This is a genomic window from methane-oxidizing endosymbiont of Gigantopelta aegis, assembly GCF_016097405.1.
GTDB lineage: Bacteria > Pseudomonadota > Gammaproteobacteria > Methylococcales > Methylomonadaceae > Methylomarinum.
Genome location: NZ_JAEHGD010000002.1, coordinates 435,994 through 453,229 on the forward strand (window position 1 = coordinate 435,994; position 17,236 = coordinate 453,229).

The following is a 17,236-nucleotide window of genomic DNA, read 5'->3' on the forward strand; positions in this document are numbered from 1 at the left end:
TTTTCGATTGTCAAATGATATACCTGACATTCCGCACCTCTAAACAGTATACTGCGCGCGCTGATCCAAATGGCCACAGGTTATGTATCGATAGGCTGTGTGTTGCAATGACATGGGGCAAAACGTATTTTGCCAATTCTGCATCGGATGCTTGCAAATAATGCCTGGCCGTTTTTCTCAATATTTTAAACTTTAAAATTGAACTGACTTCTGTTTTATAGCTCTTAACTCACAAATCATTAAGCTTCTATTTTCGATGGCCGACGATAACTATTCTGTAACATCACCACTTAACACGCATATTGTTTGGACGCTATTTGATTATTTATTATCTGAGATAGGGAGTTCTGCTCATGAAAAAGGCATGCGTCATGATCAGACAATGGCGACAGGCGATTTATTCCAAAGTTTATGCAAATTGGGAAATAGTTTGGGCCTTATTGTCGGAGAAGTCACTGTTAATGTAGAACAAGCCGTGATGGCATCAGGAAATTTAACGCCATTAATGATACCGCTGGAAGATGCAAGCTGGTTAGTCTTGTCGGGATTTAGCCGAGGGCGGATCAAAGTTGCTGTGATTAAAGATAACGATGTTGAGATTCGCTTGTTGAAAATCAATCAGCTCTGCACGTTATTACAAACCAAATCAGATCAACTACTCGATTGGTTTAGTGTTGAAATGACGGCTCCCATGGAAGTCTCAACACAGCAGGATACACATCATTTACCGCCCTTACAGCGTTTATTTTCGATGATGAAAGTCGAGAAAACCGATTTGTGGCGTGTGATTGTCCTTGCGCTTGCTTCAGGCATACTTAGTCTGGCAACGCCGGTTGCGGTTCAGTCGTTGGTTAACACGGTCGCTATGGGGAATATGCACCAACCCCTGGTCGTTTTGTCATTGTTGTTATTCATCTTTCTAACGTTTTATGGTGCCGTTTCGGTATTGCAATCGTATATCGTTGAGCTGATGCAACGCCGCGTATTCGTCAGAATGGCTGCTGACTTATCTTATCGTTTGCCGAAGGTAAAATGGGAGTTATATGAAGAAAAAAATGGTGTAGAGCTGGTTAATCGGTTTTTTGATGTGTTGACCGTACAAAAAGCCGGTGCTTTTTTGTTGCTTGAAGGCTTTTCTACTGTATTGCAAGGCATCATTGGCTTGCTGGTACTTGCGGCCTACCATCCATTACTGATGTTGTTCGATGTCATGATTATCATTTGGTTGGCTGTGATCGTTTTTTATCAGGGACGCAATGGTGTAAAGACCTCTATTGAGGAATCAGTCGCTAAATATTCAGTCGTTGCCTGGCTGGAAACCTTGGCCAGAAACGGACAAACTTTCAAATTTTCCGGCGGCCCTGAATTGGCAAGGGAGCGCACTGATGAACTGGCTTATGATTATCTGAATGCGCGTCAGCGGCATTACCGAATTTTAATCAAACAACATATCAGTCTGTATGCATTGTATGCGATTGCTAGTACCGCGATATTGGCGATTGGCGGCTTATTAGTCATGGATGCTCAACTTAGCCTGGGGCAGTTAGTGGCGGCCGAAATTATTGTTTCTGGTGTTTTGCTCTCATTTACAAGGTTGAAGAAGCATCTGGAAAGTTATTATGACCTGATGGCGGGGGTGGATAAATTAGGGCATCTGTTGGATTTGCCGATGGAACGCGAAAATGGTGAGCAGGTTACTTGGGATAAGCCACTGGCCGTCAGTGTTTATAATCTTTCTTTTCAATACCCGAACCATTCTACTCCGATACAAGCTGTGAATTTCAGTGTTGAGCCTGGTGAAAAAGTGGCTTTATATGGTGAGCTGGGGAGCGGCAAATCAACGCTGGCGCGTTTATTGACGGGCTTGCGACTACCAACTGAAGGACGTATTGAAATTAATCAGATTGATATCAGAGAATTACAACTGGATAGTTTGCGTAAGCAAATTGCCGTGATTAGTTCTAGCGAAATGCTGGAAGACTCTATTTTGGAAAATGTTCGTGTAGGGCACCCTGAGATCAGTGTGACCGATGTGCGGGATGTCCTTAAGCGTCTAATGTTTGAAATGGATCATACGCCTGAAGGCATCTATACCCGACTTAGTGCGATGGGGGCGCCTTTATCAACTACGCAAATTCGAAAACTGTTGATTGCCAGAGCGATTGTTGGCCGGCCTCGTTTGATCATTGTCGATAGTTTACTGGATGAGTGGCAGAATTTTAGTCAGAGTGAGGCGAGGCATATTCTTTTTGATCCACAAGCCAATTGGACTTTACTGGTGCTGACCAGTGCTAGAAATATTGCAGAACTTTGCCAGCGTACGATTGAGTTACCGTGTCACAATCCATGAAAATCAGTCAGACTAATCAATCTCAGTTTTCCGTTATTAGTGCCAGCCAGACACCCGGTATCGTTGGTAAGTCGGTGTTTTATATTGCCTGGCTGTTTGTTCTATTGCCAATTTTTACACTGTTTTTACCTTGGCAACAAAATGTCAATGGTAGTGGCTATATTTCTGCTTATGTGCCAGCCGGGAGACAACAAACTATTCAATCCCCGGTTTCGGGGCGGATTGCGAAATGGTTTGTCAAAGAAGGTATGCAAGTCAAAAAAGGTGAGTTGCTGGTCGAAGTCAATGATGTAGACCCGAAACTGCTAGAAAGACTGAATCAGCAGCACGCTGCCAATCAAGCTAAATTAGCCGCTAAGCAACAGGAGTTTGAGGCCTATCAAATGCAAATCGAGCGATTGGAAACAGTACGTGATATGAAGGTGGCAACGGCGCAATATAAATTAGATATGGCAGAGCAAAAAATGCGTTCTGCGGCTGAAAACCTGGCATCGGCACGTGCTAGCTATGATACGGCGCAACTGCAGAAACAACGATTACAACGTTTGCTTGATGATGGTCTGGTATCGCAACGCGATTATGAATTGGCCGAACGGGATGCCATTATCGCTAGGCGTTCACTGAACAGTGCTCAGGCTCGTTTACAGTCGACTCAGGCAGAAAAGAATGGCGCGGAGGCTGATATCAAGCAGTTTCGAGCCAATGCCCAGGCTAAAATAGATTCGACCACGGCAACATTGAATAAAATAAGCAGTGAACTTGAAGATATCCGTAATAGCTTAGTGAGTAATGAATTAAATATTGCACGCCAAAGTACACAGTGGATTAAAGCACCGCAAGACGGTACTGTTTTACGCCTGTTAAAAAATCCACAGGGTGATTTTATCAAACAAGGTGATCCATTGCTGGTGTTGGTACCGGATACGAGTCATCGGGCCGTTGAAGTTTGGGTTTCAGGTAACGACGCGCCTTTGATTTTACCCGGCCATCATGCTCGGTTGATGTTTGAAGGCTGGCCTGCGGTACAATTTGTCGGCTGGCCGGAAGTCGCGGTAGGAACTTTTGGAGGAACGGTTGCGTTTGTCGATGCTAGCGATAATGGTCAGGGGAAATTTCGGGTTTTGATTGTGCCGGATGAGAGCGATCATCTTTGGCCATCATCACGTTTTTTGCGTCAGGGTGGCGCAGTAAAGGCGTGGATTCTGTTAGAAGAGGTGAGTATCGGTTATGAAATCTGGCGGCAACTAAATGGTTTTCCCCCTATGTTGACGCCTGAGCATCCGAATAAAGATTTAACTCGTCAGTCTAGCTATCAATAGTCCATGAGATATTTCTTGCTACCTGTCGCGCTGCAATTTTTACGTTGTTGCCGGTCTACTGTTATCTCTAGTGTATTCTTTTTATTGTCGGGGTGTGTGTCTTATTTTAATACCTCCCCTAAACCGGAATTGACTGAAAAGGTCGTCCAACGTCTAAAAACTGAAGAAAAATTACCTTTAGCAAGGCTTTCAAAATCCACACCGCAAACATTGGATGCGGCGATTGCTGAAAATGAAGTGGGGTATACAACATTAGATTTAAGTTTACCGTCATCAAGTTTTCTAACAACGCCGCTAAAACCGCCCGAAACAAACCGACAGCTTTCAATTGCCGAAGCGCGTGCCATGGCATTGTCCAATAATTTGGATTTAAAAATAGCGCTTATAGAACCTAGCATCGCTGCGACTTATGTCGGTGAAGAGCAGGCTAAATTCGATGATCTGATCTTTGCGAATGTGAAATATTCCAATAAAGATACGCCTAAACTGGATGGTGATGTGGTGAGCTTTACCTCTGTGAATGCAAATTCGCCTTTGAATAATGATGTGGCCAAACTCAATATATTGGCGCAATCTACTGAGCAACTGGACTTTGAATCAGGCGTTGTTATTCCTCTGCGTACCGGTGGAAAGGTTACCATCAGCACACCGTTTAACAGCAAACTGACTGATCGGCATGTACCATCGGAGCAATATCTTGCGGGCATGCGTTTTTCTATTAGGGGCTGTTGCCATTTCACATAGGTAACCATAAAAAGGCGCAAGCCAGAGCGATAGAGCCTTCAAAATTTCGTTTGAGTTTGTCATATCGCGTGGCGATCGCTCTGAAATGCTTAAGTCTTGCAAACACATTTTCAACGAGATGGCGATATTTGTAGAGACACCAATCCATTTCATCATTTCCCCGAGTTGAATTCTTTTTTTCTTGGCTTCGCCGCCTGTCACTGAGAAATGAATAGGAAGACCACAGGCATCAACGGCCATATGAATTTTACTGGTGTTCCCGGCGACAGATTTCCCTATCGCTGTTTCTTGTTCACAGGCCGCACCACTACTATGCTGATGTGCTTTCACAATACTCCCATCAATAAATTCCCATTCCAGGTCTGGATCAACAACCAAGGCGTTAAAAATACCCATCAGTTTTTCTTTACGAGACCAGTCATTGAATCGTTTATATACCGCATTCCAATTACCAAAAGCCGTGGGTAAATCTCTCCAGGGACAACCTACTCGCAAGCGATAAAAAATACCTTCGACTGTTTTTCGAAGACAAGGTTTGTCATAAATTCCCATTTTCAACATAATTATCTTCAGTTTCTCCCAAAGTTCATCCGTAAGCATTTGTCGGGGCATAGTTTGCTTGTTTTTGAGTCAAAATAAACAATCTATGTGGCGGAGTTATTGAATTTCAAGGGGGATTTTCAAAGTCAACCGTTATTACGCAACGCGGGTATCGATGTGAATGTTGCAGGTATCCGTATTGCCCGTTACCAGCAAAATATTGTTGATTTGAAAACACGCTTGCAAAGTATTCGAGTACTTGCCGCTGTTGATAAGGCTTATTGGGCGCTCTATGTGGCTTGGGAAGAATTGGAAATTCAGCATCAGCAATACAAAATCGCCAAGCAAAACCTGGCTATGGTGCAGCGTCGTGTCAAGGAAGGGTTGACTGCCGCGATAGAGATTAATCGTGCAAAAATGGGGGTTGTTGAACGGATGGCCAGTTTGATTGTTGCCAAGACCAAATTGAAAATGGCTCAGCGCAAATTAATGCTGTTGCTGAATGATGAGCGCTATGATCTTGATACATCCGTTGTGTTCAATACCACAACACCACCGACATTGCTTAGATTTGACTTTGAGCGTAATACGTTGGTCGAAAAAGCATTGTCTGGTCGTCTGGAGTTATTGGAAATGGAATTAAAACTGGCGGCCGATGCAACAAAAATTGATTACCTGGAAAATCAGACCTTACCGCTCTTTATGCTGGATTACAGCTATGGTACACAAGCGCGAGGAGATGGCTTTGATAATGCTTTTTCTAATTCATTTAACGGTCAATACGATAATTGGGCGCTTGGGCTGAAAATGGAAATTCCCTTGACCAATGAACTACGCCGTTCACGATTGTCCCGGGCAGTACAGCAACGGTTACAGCGCCTGGCTACACGTGATCTGAAAATTCTGACCGTGCGCCGGGAGATTTATGATGCTTTGGATCAGGTTGCTCAAAACTGGCAATTGATTATTGCCAATCGACAAAATGTTATTCTGGCGGGCGTGAATTATACGGCAGAACTCAAGCAATTTAACGAAGGGCTTAGAAACATGACAGAGGTTTTAATGACATTGACCAAATTAGGGCAGGCACAAATCAAAGAAGTGAAAGCCATAGCCGCTTATCAGGTGGCGCTGATCGACTTAGCTTATGCAACGGGAACACTATTAGGTTATGGCCGGGTCGATCTAGCGCAGTCTGTGGAAGAAGTTAGGTAATAGAGTCTCATCACCGCAGCTGCCCCTTTTTTCGCCTTATCCGTGACAAAAAATAAATCGTAACTACTCACGCCTTTAGAAACACTGGGCGTAGGGTATTGATTTTCAGGACGCGTAGATACATCCATGTAGCTCTGTGCAACATCCATGTTGCACAAGCCTGAAAAACTCAATACCCTACGCCCACTAAATGATTACCGTGCGAGTAATTACAATAAATCATTGGGTATGACGATAATTCGATACATTAAATATCTTCACCGGCCTTTAATGGCAAATGATCCGGCAGGTTGGTGATAGATGGGATAATGAGGTCGGGTTGGACGGTGCTTTTTTAACCGCCTGCGCTCTGTATTTCCCTGTTTTTACTAGGGGCTGTTGCCATTTCACATAGGTAACCATAAAAAGGCGCAAGCCAGAGCGATAGAGCCTTCAAAATTTCGTTTGAGTTTGTCATATCGCGTGGCGATCGCTCTGAAATGCTTAAGTCTTGCAAACACATTTTCAACGAGATGGCGATATTTGTAGAGACACCAATCCATTTCATCATTTCCCCGAGTTGAATTCTTTTTTTCTTGGGATAACAGGAACAGCCCCTTTGTCTTTAATTTGAAGACGTAATGCTTCACTGTCATAGCCTCTGTCAGCAACTATATAGTCACCTTTTGGGAGCTCTGCAACTAATTTCGGTGCTTCTTTACAGTCATGAACTTCGCCGCCTGTCACTGAGAAATGAATAGGAAGACCACAGGCATCAACGGCCATATGAATTTTACTGGTGTTCCCGGCGACAGATTTCCCTATCGCTGTTTCTTGTTCACAGGCCGCACCACTACTATGCTGATGTGCTTTCACAATACTCCCATCAATAAATTCCCATTCCAGGTCTGGATCAACAACCAAGGCGTTAAAAACCATCAGTTTTTTTCTTTACGAGACCAGTCATTGAATCGTTTATATACCGCATTCCAATTACCAAAAGCCGTGGGTAAATCTCTCCAGGGACAACCTACTCGCAAGCGATAAAAAATACCTTCGACTGTTTTTCGAAGACAAGGTTTGTCATAAATTCCCATTTTCAACATAATTATCTTCAGTTTCTCCCAAAGTTCATCCGTAAGCAGTTGTCGCGGCATAGTTTGCTTGTTTTTGAGTCAAAATAAACAATCTATGTGGCGGAGTTATTGAATTTCAAGGGGATTTTCAAAACGGCAACAGCCCCTAAAATACCGCTGATTCCTGCCTTTTTCCCACCACCAATATCTGACTCAATATCATCGCCGATGATGGCAACCTGTTCAGGTGCAAGCTTCATATCGTGCAAAGCGGCCTGAAAGAAGGCGGTGGCGGGTTTACCGATGAGCATGGCTTGTTGGTCGCTGGCGTATTCTAAGGCGGTAACGAATCCACCAATATCCATCTTCAATCCCGTTTCGGTTTGCCAGTATCGGTTTTTATGAATGGCAATCAATTTTGCACCGTCCATTAGGGGCTGTTGCCATTTCACATAGGTAACCATAAAAAGGCGCAAGCCAGAGCGATAGAGCCTTCAAAATTTCGTTTGAGTTTGTCATATCGCGTGGCGATCGCTCTGAAATGCTTAAGTCTTGCAAACACATTTTCAACGAGATGGCGATATTTGTAGAGACACCAATCCATTTCATCATTTCCCCGAGTTGAATTCTTTTTTCTTGGGATAACAGGAACAGCCCCTTTGTCTTTAATTTGAAGACGTAATGCTTCACTGTCATAGCCTCTGTCAGCAACTATATAGTCACCTTTTGGGAGCTCTGCAACTAATTTCGGTGCTTCTTTACAGTCATGAACTTCGCCGCCTGTCACTGAGAAATGAATAGGAAGACCACAGGCATCAACGGCCATATGAATTTTACTGGTGTTCCCGGCGACAGATTTTATCGCTGTTTCTTGTTCACAGGCCGCACCACTACTATGCTGATGTGCTTTCACAATACTCCCATCAATAAATTCCCATTCCAGGTCTGGATCAACAACCAAGGCGTTAAAAATACCCATCAGTTTTTCTTTACGAGACCAGTCATTGAATCGTTTATATACCGCATTCCAATTACCAAAAGCCGTGGGTAAATCTCTCCAGGGACAACCTACTCGCAAGCGATAAAAATACCTTCGACTGTTTTTCGAAGACAAGGTTTGTCATAAATTCCCATTTTCAACATAATTATCTTCAGTTTCTCCCAAAGTTCATCCGTAAGCATTTGTCGGGGCATAGTTTGCTTGTTTTTGAGTCAAAATAAACAATCTATGTGGCGGAGTTATTGAATTTCAAGGGGGATTTTCAAAACGGCAACAGCCCCTAGCTGATTGAAAACGCTGTTGAGTAGAGAATAAGACCATTTTTCACCAATGTCGCCAATGATGATGAAGTCGGCTTGTTGGTCTGATTGTTTAAGGTGTTGAAAATCCTGTTTAACATCATCGGCCAATAAAAGCCGGCATACGGGATCATCAAATTGTTGTAGATAGACCTGTGTCGCTTGTGGCGCACTAAGAATTTCCGATTCGGTAATATTAAAGCCTAAATCCTTTAGTTTTTGCTGTAGGCTATGGCGAGATAAGGTGCTGGTATTAGTGATAAATCGACAGATAAAGCCGCGCTGACGAATTTCCTGAATGGTTTCCCGGGCACCATCGATAACTTGATTTCCAATATAGAGCACGCCATCTAAATCAAACAAAATACCTCGGATATGTGATAATTTTTGCATGATTCCCTCCTGGTTTTTTTAACATTGCGCCAGTAAGGATTCAATCATTGATTCAGCCTGATGTAAATAGCCGCCGCCAAACAGGTTGAGATGATTCAGGATGTGGTAAAGGTTGTACAAAGTTTTTCGGGTCAGATACCCAGCATCAAGTGCCAGCGATTGATTGTAAGCACTGTAAAAATCAGCGCCGAAACCGCCAAACAATTCTGTCATGGCAATATCGGCTTCCCGGTCGCCATAATAGCAGGCAGGGTCGTAGATAACCGGTCGACCGCTCTCATCGGCCGAAGCATTACCACCCCACAGGTCGCCGTGCAGCAAGGAAGGAAACGGTGAATAATCGCTAAAAAAAGTGGCGAGTTTCTCGGCCAGTAATTCACCACGTTTTTGCAGTTTTCCGCCATAGCCGTTGCGTTGTGCAAATTCCAGTTGCTTTAGCAGACGTTGGCTGCGCCAGAACGCAAGCCAGTCATCATGTTGGGTATTGTGCTGGGGTGTGCTGCCAATGGTATTGTCCATGAACCAGCCAAAGTAGGGCTGTCGTAGGCGATGCAGGGCAGCGAGTTGTTCACCCATTAAGGCGGCACTTTTTGAGTTTAATGGGTGTAGCGGAATATATTCAAGCACCAGGTAACTATATTGATCAGTTTGGCCATAACAAATAACCTCAGGAACCCGAATGGCTTTGAGTGAGGCCATTTCGGTCAAGCCGGCGGCTTCGGCCTCAAACATGGTACTTAAAGACGGACTGTTGATCTTGATAAACCAGTCAATATTGGTATTTTTAAGACGGTAAGCACGGTTAATGCAGCCGCCACCAATGGCTGTGAGTGTGCTGTTTTGCAGGTGGCGGCCGGTTTGTTGTGCTAATGTTAGGAGAATGTTTTCCAGTGGCATAGCGGTTTTAAAGGATTATTTCGCCCAGGTATCACGCAGTGTCACGGTGCGGTTGAAAACCAGTTTTTGATCGTTGCTATCGACCGAATCGACACAAAAATAGCCGGTTCTTTCAAATTGATAACGGCTTTCTTTTTCGGCTTTGGCCAAACTGGCTTCAACCCAGCAATTTTCTAAAATTTGCAGTGAGTCTGGGTTCAGTGCATCCAGAAAATGCGCTTCGGCATCCGGATTAGGTTGCCGAAACAGGCGGTCATACAGACGAATTTCCGCCGGAATCGCATGTTTGGCCGAGACCCAGTGAATAACGCCTTTAACTTTGCGGCCTTCAGGGTTTTTGCCCAATGTGGCCGGATCATAGCTGCAACGCAGTTCGATGATGTCGCCGGCTTCATCTTTAATTATCCGTTCACATTTAATAACATAGGAGCCGCGTAAGCGAACCTCGCCGCCTTCAACCAGACGTTTGAACTTTTTCGGTGGGTTTTCTGCAAAATCATCTTGTTCGATATATAACACCTTGCTAAAAGGGACTTTACGAGTACCCATTTCCGGTTTTTGCGGATGATTGGCAATGTCGTATATTTCTTCCGCCTCATCGGGATAATTTTCGATGACCAGACGCAACGGCTTCAAGACCGCCATACGTCTTGGTGCATTTTCATTCAGGTCTTCGCGGATACAGCTTTCCAGCACATCCATTTTGATCCAGGCGTCTTTTTTGGTGACACCAATGCGTTCGCAAAAATCGCGAATCGAAGCCGGTGTGAAGCCGGCGCGGCGCATACCGGCCAGCGTCGGCATACGCGGGTCATCCCAGCCACTGACATGGCCTTCAGTTACTAGCTGATTGAGCTTGCGTTTGCTCATCACCGTATATTCGAGTTGCAATCGGGCAAACTCGATTTGTTGTGGATGGCAAGGGGTGTTCAGTTTATCCAGAACCCAGTCATACAGCGGTCTGTGGTCTTCAAATTCCAAGGTGCAAATGGAATGGGTAATGCCTTCAATGGCGTCGGAAAGACAGTGGGTAAAATCATACATCGGATAGATGCACCATTTGTCACCCGTACGTTGATGATGCACACGGCGAATACGATACAATGCCGGATCTCGCATATTGATATTAGGCGAAGCCATATCAATCTTGGCGCGCAAAAGATAGGCGCCATCGGCAAATTCGCCGGCACGCATACGGTAGAACAAATCCAGGCTTTCTTCGACAGGGCGATTACGATTCGGACTTTCTTTGCCGGGCTCGGTCAAGGTGCCTCGATATTCCCGAATCTGCTCCGGAGTTAAATCATCGACATAGGCATCGCCTTGTTTGATTAACTGAACGGCGTAATCGAACAGTTGTTCAAAATAATCCGAGGCGTGGTGTTTTTCATGCCATTGAAAGCCCAGCCACAGAATATCTTTTTCGATAGCTTCCATGAACTCGATACTTTCTTTTTCAGGATTGGTGTCATCGAAGCGCAGATTACAGGTGCCATTGTATTCTTCGGCGAGCGTGAAGTTCAGGCAGATCGATTTGGCGTGACCAATATGCAAAAAGCCATTGGGTTCAGGGGGGAAGCGGGTCTTGACCTTGCCGTTGTTTTTGTTGGCTTTAAGATCGGCTTCGATGATATGACGAATAAAGTTAGACGGTGCTGTTGCTTCGGGTGTAGTCATTGAACTATCAGTGCTCGTTAGCGAAAGGTGATAAAAGTGATGCAATATCTAGGAGGTTGTCGATTTTCCACTCGTCTCATCACGAATTCCTAAACCCGACATCCTCCTAGGCGCAAGCGCAGGAGAAACGCTTCTGCGCTATGCGGCCTGCGTGATAGTTGTGTTATCACGCCAAGGCCTTTATCTTTTAAAAGGTGCGGTATTCTAACGGGTTATGACGGTTTCCGTAAAGCAATGAAACTGCCATGCCAGGCGATTACTCAGGTTTAGGAGGCTGGCTGTCGCTGCCTGGATGCTTGATTTGGCGGATTTGTTCCATTTGGCGTTTCACAACATGCTTAATCAGCAATTCCCTGTCTTCATCTTTAAGGTTTAAATAATCGACGCCTATGAAATAGGGATAATCCGAACTGTCATGCGGTTTACAGTAAATGACTTTGGCATAGGCGATGATGACAGCCATGCACGATGTTAGCATCATTTTTATTTCCAGTAATGTACCGGGCTCTAGTGCTTCCTCGGCCTCAAAGGCAATACCTGTGGCGCTTAGATTGGCATTGCGGCTGTGATGCTCGGTCAAGTCTGTACTTTGCCGCATGATAGCCTGAGCGATCAGGTCTATTTTGTCATCCAGAATTTTTAAATATTCAAATACTTCCGGCGCCGATCGTTCAACCCGCGGCGCAATAACGCGGGCTTCCTGGGACAAGACATCCAGGGCTGAGGCTAAAGAGCAGGTGCTGAGAATATCATTGGAGACTTGGCTTAAGTGCTGCAGCTGCTGTTCATCAATAATTCGATAATATAAGTTGATGGTATCTTCTATCCGGAAAAACCGACGTCGTTCATGTGTAGTGTTAGTCATGTTATTTTGCAAGGGCAGTTTCTTTATCGGGTAATAATTCGTCTTTGAGTTGAATTATTTTTTCTTTATCCAGTTTTAGGGTCGGATCATCCTGTTCGATAATGATTTCGACACGACGGTTTTTAGCTCTGTTTTCAGGTGTATCGTTAGGAACCAGTGGTTGCGTGTCCGCCAAGCCTTCAACCACAATACGTTTTGGGTCCATGCCTTTTTTTGCCAGCATATATTGCGCAACGGTAACAGCTCTTGAGGCGGATAATTCCCAGTTGGACCGGTACCAGTCGCTGGACATTGGAATGTTATCCGTGTGGCCTGCAATCACGACCCGGCCTTTAGCGCGTTTGACCGATTCGGTGATTTTATCCATCACTGGGTCAAAACCCGCTTTTAATATGGCGCTGCCGGATGGAAAAGAGCCTTTCTCGTTAATGCGAATAATAATACGCAGACCATCGGTTTCAACGGTAACCAGGCCTTGGTCGATTTCTTTTTTCAAGGAATCTTTGATAGCTTCGGCCTGTTGTTGAATTTCATCCTGTTTTTGCTGCATGATTTTTTGTTTGATTTTCTCAACATCATCAATGCTAACATCTAGCTGTGTACTTTGTTGGTTAGTCGATTGCTTGACTTCTTCTAAGACGCTCGGGGTTGTTTGGGCAGGAGAAAAATGCTGAGCAATAATGCTGGTACCCATAGGCACTTCTGTGGCTGGAATGTCACGTTGAACCCCGAATGCGGTTTCCAAGGATTCAGCCATTTTTTTGAATTTGTTGGCATCCATGGTGGCAAACGATAACAACAGCACAAAAAAACACATCAATAAAGACATTAGGTCAGCAAATGTCGCTAACCATAATGGTGCGCCTGCGGGTGGGCATTTGGGACAATCATCAGCCATCTACTTATTCCCCATCATCAGATTTGCGTTTTTTCTCAGAGATATATGAGTTCAACAAGGCTTCCAGCACTTTCGGGTTCATGCCTTCCTGAATACCGGAAATGGTATCTAAGACCAGTTCCTTATTGGTTCGTTCATAGAGTAAAACGTAGGCCAGTTTGTCAACCATCGGCAAGGCGAAACAGTTTGCCACCATTGCACCATATAATGTTGTCAACAAGGCGACAGCCATAGCTGGGCCAATACTGGCAGGGTCTGACATATTCGCCAGCATTTGCACCAGGCCGACTAGGGTGCCGATCATACCCATTGCCGGTGCTAAATCGCCGACCCCTTTCCACATATCCTGGCCGGCTTCATTACGCGAAACCATTTGGTCAATTTCTTTTTGCAGCATGCTTTTGACGAAAGCGGGTTCGTGACCATCAACGCAGAGGGTGATGCCTTTTTTCATGAAGGGATCAGAGATTTCTTCGCCTTCAAGTGCCAGCAAGCCATTCTTGCGGGCAACGTCAGCTAAGCGAACCGCTTCTTCAATAAGCTCGTTAGGGTCTTTGTTTTTATTGAAAAAAGCCTTGCCGAGTATGCCAAATGAACGCAAAAAATCGGATAATGGAACCCTCATTAAGGTGACACCAAATGTACCGCCGATAACGATCAGCAAAGAGGGCACATTAACAAACAGCATGACATCGCCGCCGGTTGCAATGGCGGCGACGATAATGCCAATACCCAGTAAAAAGCCAACTAAGGATGCAATATCCACAACAAACCTCTTTAAATAATATGCCCGGCAGGGCGGATGAATACAGTAATTTTAGTCGAAGTTTTTATTTTTGCAGAGCACTTCTCTGAAAAATATTAAATTTCGTCATGGCTTTTTAAAGCATATTTCAATGCGATATACAGAAAAAATTGGATACCGAAAATTAAATTGGCGACCAGCAAATGAATCGGTTGGACAACCGGCGGGATTCCAAAACGATCCAGCGTGATGCCGGCTAAAATAGCGACGATGACCAGGGCCGACAGGCTTATGCTGAGTATTTTCAAAAGATTGTTATGGGGGGTGGCCTGATAGATCTTCCAGCTGATCAGAAGATTAAAAAATAAAATCAGCATAGAATAAACGCGGTGAATATAAAAGATTGCCGGAAGTTGCTCGCGCCATTCGTAACGGTTGGTCGTTTGACTGTGATGGGCCAGAAAGTCGACTGCTTCTCTGACTTGTGTTCCTAAGGCGATTTGAATCAGCGTCAAGCCCATGACGACAGTTAACAGAGTCAATATGGCGGGGGATAACTGGCCGGTTTCCAACTGTGCCAGAAGGTCTTTTTGCGATCGCGCAATAGCGTAAATCAATAATGCGACAATCAATAAAGCCAACAACATATGCAAGGTAATCATGAAAGGCTTGAGGTTACTAGCGACTACGGCCGAGCCGAGCCAGCCTTGGAAACCAACCAGAAAGAACAGGCTCAGACATAAATAGAATATGGTTTTATCGGACTTTAAATAGATTCTGGATGACCAGGCGGTCAGAAAAATCAGAATACCAATGCTTACGCCGGTCAATCTATTCAGATATTCTGTCCAGGTTTTAACTGGATTAAAGGTGGTGTTTTGGTAACCGCGATCGGCGTAGATGTGTTGATAATCAGGGGGAAGCTGGGATTCGTCTGTAGGGGGTATCCATTGGCCAAAGCAGGTCGGCCAATCAGGGCAACCCATGCCGGCGCCGGAAGCTCGGACAATGCCACCGACTAGAATCAGAAAATAAACGGCAAAAATGGTCAGTAGGCCTAAACGGCGAAATCGACGAGCGGCTTTAGGATCAATCATGGTCAGTTATCCGGTTTAGAGTATGAATCCAAGCGATTATACGACAATGTCGCTGTTGCGAATACCGACCGGAATAAACCCTGAATCCGTAACTTCACTACGGCACAGAACGTAAGCTCTTGATTCATCACGGGCTTAAAAAATACCCGCTTAACCTAATGGTGAAGCTAAGATTTTTTAAAATCCCGTGCTAAACCAATATCTTACGCTCTGTTATCCGCATTGAAATCACGGATTCAGGTAAACGCAATTTGTTTATGACAACATGGCTTGGGTGATCTCAATTTCTTCAGCAACACCTTCGATTTCCAGAATTTCAGCATCGGCCAGCAATCCTAGCTTTTCAAAGGCTGGAACTGAATTCCAGTCAATACGACAGGCGGGGTGATCTGTGCCAGCAATGCTTTGCAAAAAAGCGACCTGAACCACGTCGACATAATCGGCTTTAGGGCCTGAGTCGCGTTGAAAATTAACATATTCATAGGCCACAGATTTTAGCTCTTCAGGAAAATCCCAGTTTTGCATGATGATTTTACCGATAGGCGCATGCGCTTTTTCCAGCAATTTTCCCAGGCGCGAGGGACTGTCTCTGAATTCTGGAATGTCTTCAACCAGCGATAAAATGGGCAATTTGCCAATCTGATGGATTAAGCCGCCCAACATCGCTTCATCAGGGTTGAGATGAGGGGTCATAGCACATAGCGCACGGCTGATTGCAGAAACATTGATGCTTTCTTCCCAGCTTTTGCGAAAATATTCCTCCAGTAAATCTGAGGTTGGCGTAAACATTTGTTGCATGACCAGGCTGGTGACCAAGGATCGGATGGTCGTGTTTCCCAGCCGGGTAATGGCCATTTGAATAGATGTGATTTCATTGGTACCACGATACAGCGGGCTATTGGCTACCTGTATCAAACGAGCGGACAGTGCGGCGTCGGTTACGATCATTTTAGCGAGCTCATTCGCCGTAATGTCGCCTTTTGAAACTGCATCTCTGACTTTTAAGGCGATATCTGGCAGGGTCGGTAAAATGAGCCGTTTGGTATCGAGTTCGGTTTGAACATGATTAAGAAAATCCTGGACAGTTCTAAATTGCATTACTGTGTCTTTCCGTTATTCAAATGGAATAATAGTGAGTTTTTCCGAGGGGGGCGCCTCTAAAACCAATGTATCTGATTGATTGAGCTCGCTGGGCATAACTAATAGTAGACGTGTTTTGTCATTAACAGACTGCCAGGCTAAAACTTTTCCGCTCATATCTGGCTTGTTTTTGTCGCCTACCGTCAGCCCAGCTTTAAGGTTAGCAGGTTTATGACATTCTGCCAGAAACATTTCACGTTTGCTTTTCCCAAGGTAATGGGTTCGGGCCACAATTTCTTGTCCGGTATAACAGCCTTTATTGAAGCTGATGCCATCTAGTTTATCAATATTTAGCATTTGTGGAATATATTGTTCTGATTGATCCGCTTCAAACCAGGGGAGACCAGCAGATAAATCAAGATAGCGCCACAGGGCTGATGATGCACGGGTATGGGGTGTATTTGAACAACGCTTCCAAAAATCAATACTGGCATGTGTGTTACCGATGATCAGATAACGGGGGTTATGGCCAGGTAGGCGAATGACACTCAGTGTGTTGTGACAAGATGTTTCAAAGCGCTTGTCAGGTAAAGGGATTGGCAGCATGGATGGCTCGGGCAGGGTCAATCCTGTCAGGCAATACGCATCAGAACGCAACGTCAGACTGACATCGGCGCGTAAAATATACAGTGACAGGCGTTGTATGATTTTTTCGGTCAGTGTCGTGGGAACCAATAAATAAAAGGTATTATCCTGGTCGGCCGCGCGTAAAATCAACATTGGGCTGATGACGCGGCCTTTTGGATTGCAAAAAGCGGCAAAACGGCTTTGGCTTGGTGTAATATCGTTTGTGTCACAGGTCAGTTGTCCCTGTAAAAACGTAGCAGCGTCAGCGCCTTTAGCTTCAATAATATCCAGATGAGTCACTGGATAAAGGCATGTTTTGTCGCTGTCGCAAGCATCTGAATCCGGAAAGTCCAGGGTTGCGCCTATATCGGTGTGTATCGGTTGTGCTCCTTGAGATTGTAAATAATCAAGCCAATCTTTATTCATCAATAAACC

At 44.8% G+C, this 17,236-nt stretch carries 16 protein-coding genes and 2 pseudogenes; 4 read left to right on the plus strand and 14 right to left on the minus strand.

The features are described from left to right. The first annotated feature begins 256 nt into the window (after positions 1-256). The 3 genes from JEU20_RS12965 (at position 257) to JEU20_RS12975 (ending at position 4,413) form a co-directional block, all read left to right on the plus strand. Positions 257-2,350 (plus strand): peptidase domain-containing ABC transporter, encoded by a 2,094-nt coding sequence (locus JEU20_RS12965; protein ID WP_198246567.1) that lies wholly within the window; start codon positions 257-259, stop codon positions 2,348-2,350. Further along, on the plus strand, positions 2,335-3,669 hold the full coding sequence (locus JEU20_RS12970; RefSeq protein WP_245395255.1) for an HlyD family secretion protein: 1,335 nt from the start codon (positions 2,335-2,337) through the stop codon (positions 3,667-3,669). Before JEU20_RS12965 ends, JEU20_RS12970 begins: the two co-directional genes overlap by 16 nt. 129 nt (positions 3,670-3,798) lie before the next feature. After that, the gene (locus JEU20_RS12975; protein ID WP_198246568.1) at positions 3,799-4,413 is read left to right on the plus strand and encodes a hypothetical protein; all 615 of its coding nucleotides are present in this window, start codon (positions 3,799-3,801) and stop codon (positions 4,411-4,413) included. Here the strand turns inward: JEU20_RS12975 and JEU20_RS12980 are convergent. Beyond that, positions 4,406-5,025 (minus strand): annotated as a pseudogene (locus tag JEU20_RS12980) (IS5 family transposase). The gene JEU20_RS12975 and the pseudogene JEU20_RS12980 overlap by 8 nt on opposite strands. A gap of 48 nt (positions 5,026-5,073) precedes the next feature. Between JEU20_RS12980 and JEU20_RS12985 the strand changes: the two are divergent. Next, positions 5,074-6,168 (plus strand): TolC family protein, encoded by a 1,095-nt coding sequence (locus JEU20_RS12985; protein WP_245395256.1) that lies wholly within the window; start codon positions 5,074-5,076, stop codon positions 6,166-6,168. A 267-nt stretch (positions 6,169-6,435) separates the two neighbouring features. Here JEU20_RS12985 and JEU20_RS15525 read toward each other — a convergent pair whose 3' ends face one another. The 13 genes and pseudogenes from JEU20_RS15525 to ygfZ all read right to left on the minus strand — a co-directional run bounded on the left by JEU20_RS15525 (position 6,436) and on the right by ygfZ (position 17,227). After that, entirely contained in the window at positions 6,436-6,570 is a 135-nt protein-coding gene (locus JEU20_RS15525; RefSeq protein ID WP_281066855.1) for a hypothetical protein, read from the minus strand. Continuing rightward, positions 6,555-7,304, minus strand: a pseudogene (locus tag JEU20_RS12990) (IS5 family transposase). Before JEU20_RS12990 ends, JEU20_RS15525 begins: the two are co-directional and overlap by 16 nt. Before the next feature lie 32 nt (positions 7,305-7,336). After that, positions 7,337-7,687: an HAD hydrolase-like protein gene (locus JEU20_RS12995; RefSeq protein ID WP_198246569.1), complete on the minus strand. Its 351-nt coding sequence runs from the start codon at positions 7,685-7,687 to the stop codon at positions 7,337-7,339. Continuing rightward, a protein-coding gene (locus tag JEU20_RS13000; RefSeq protein ID WP_198246570.1) for an IS5 family transposase occupies positions 7,672-8,417 on the minus strand; the annotation gives its coding sequence in 2 pieces (ribosomal slippage) (positions 7,672-8,309 and positions 8,309-8,417; 747 coding nt in all). Before JEU20_RS13000 ends, JEU20_RS12995 begins: the two co-directional genes overlap by 16 nt. A gap of 45 nt (positions 8,418-8,462) precedes the next feature. Beyond that, the gene (locus JEU20_RS13005; protein ID WP_198246571.1) at positions 8,463-8,915 is read right to left on the minus strand and encodes an HAD family hydrolase; all 453 of its coding nucleotides are present in this window, start codon (positions 8,913-8,915) and stop codon (positions 8,463-8,465) included. Between the two features lie 18 nt (positions 8,916-8,933). Then, positions 8,934-9,812: a fructosamine kinase family protein gene (locus tag JEU20_RS13010; protein ID WP_198246572.1), complete on the minus strand. Its 879-nt coding sequence runs from the start codon at positions 9,810-9,812 to the stop codon at positions 8,934-8,936. A gap of 15 nt (positions 9,813-9,827) precedes the next feature. After that, on the minus strand, positions 9,828-11,489 hold the full coding sequence (locus JEU20_RS13015; RefSeq protein ID WP_198246573.1) for a glutamine--tRNA ligase/YqeY domain fusion protein: 1,662 nt from the start codon (positions 11,487-11,489) through the stop codon (positions 9,828-9,830). Positions 11,490-11,745: 256 nt separating this feature from the next. Further along, positions 11,746-12,354, minus strand: coding sequence for a PilZ domain-containing protein (locus JEU20_RS13020; protein ID WP_198246574.1), 609 nt, complete (start codon positions 12,352-12,354; stop codon positions 11,746-11,748). Between the two features lies 1 nt (position 12,355). After that, positions 12,356-13,252, minus strand: coding sequence for a type VI secretion system protein TssL, long form (gene tssL / locus JEU20_RS13025; protein ID WP_198246575.1), 897 nt, complete (start codon positions 13,250-13,252; stop codon positions 12,356-12,358). A gap of 4 nt (positions 13,253-13,256) precedes the next feature. Continuing rightward, positions 13,257-14,018: a MotA/TolQ/ExbB proton channel family protein gene (locus tag JEU20_RS13030; RefSeq protein WP_198246576.1), complete on the minus strand. Its 762-nt coding sequence runs from the start codon at positions 14,016-14,018 to the stop codon at positions 13,257-13,259. A gap of 95 nt (positions 14,019-14,113) precedes the next feature. Next, positions 14,114-15,094 (minus strand): COX15/CtaA family protein, encoded by a 981-nt coding sequence (locus tag JEU20_RS13035; RefSeq protein WP_198246577.1) that lies wholly within the window; start codon positions 15,092-15,094, stop codon positions 14,114-14,116. Positions 15,095-15,349: 255 nt separating this feature from the next. Then, a complete protein-coding gene (locus tag JEU20_RS13040; protein WP_198246578.1) occupies positions 15,350-16,192 on the minus strand; it encodes an HDOD domain-containing protein in 843 nt (280 codons plus the stop codon). 15 nt (positions 16,193-16,207) lie between these two features. Next, the gene (gene ygfZ, locus JEU20_RS13045) at positions 16,208-17,227 is read right to left on the minus strand and encodes a CAF17-like 4Fe-4S cluster assembly/insertion protein YgfZ (RefSeq protein WP_198246579.1); all 1,020 of its coding nucleotides are present in this window, start codon (positions 17,225-17,227) and stop codon (positions 16,208-16,210) included. Positions 17,228-17,236: the final 9 nt, after the last annotated feature.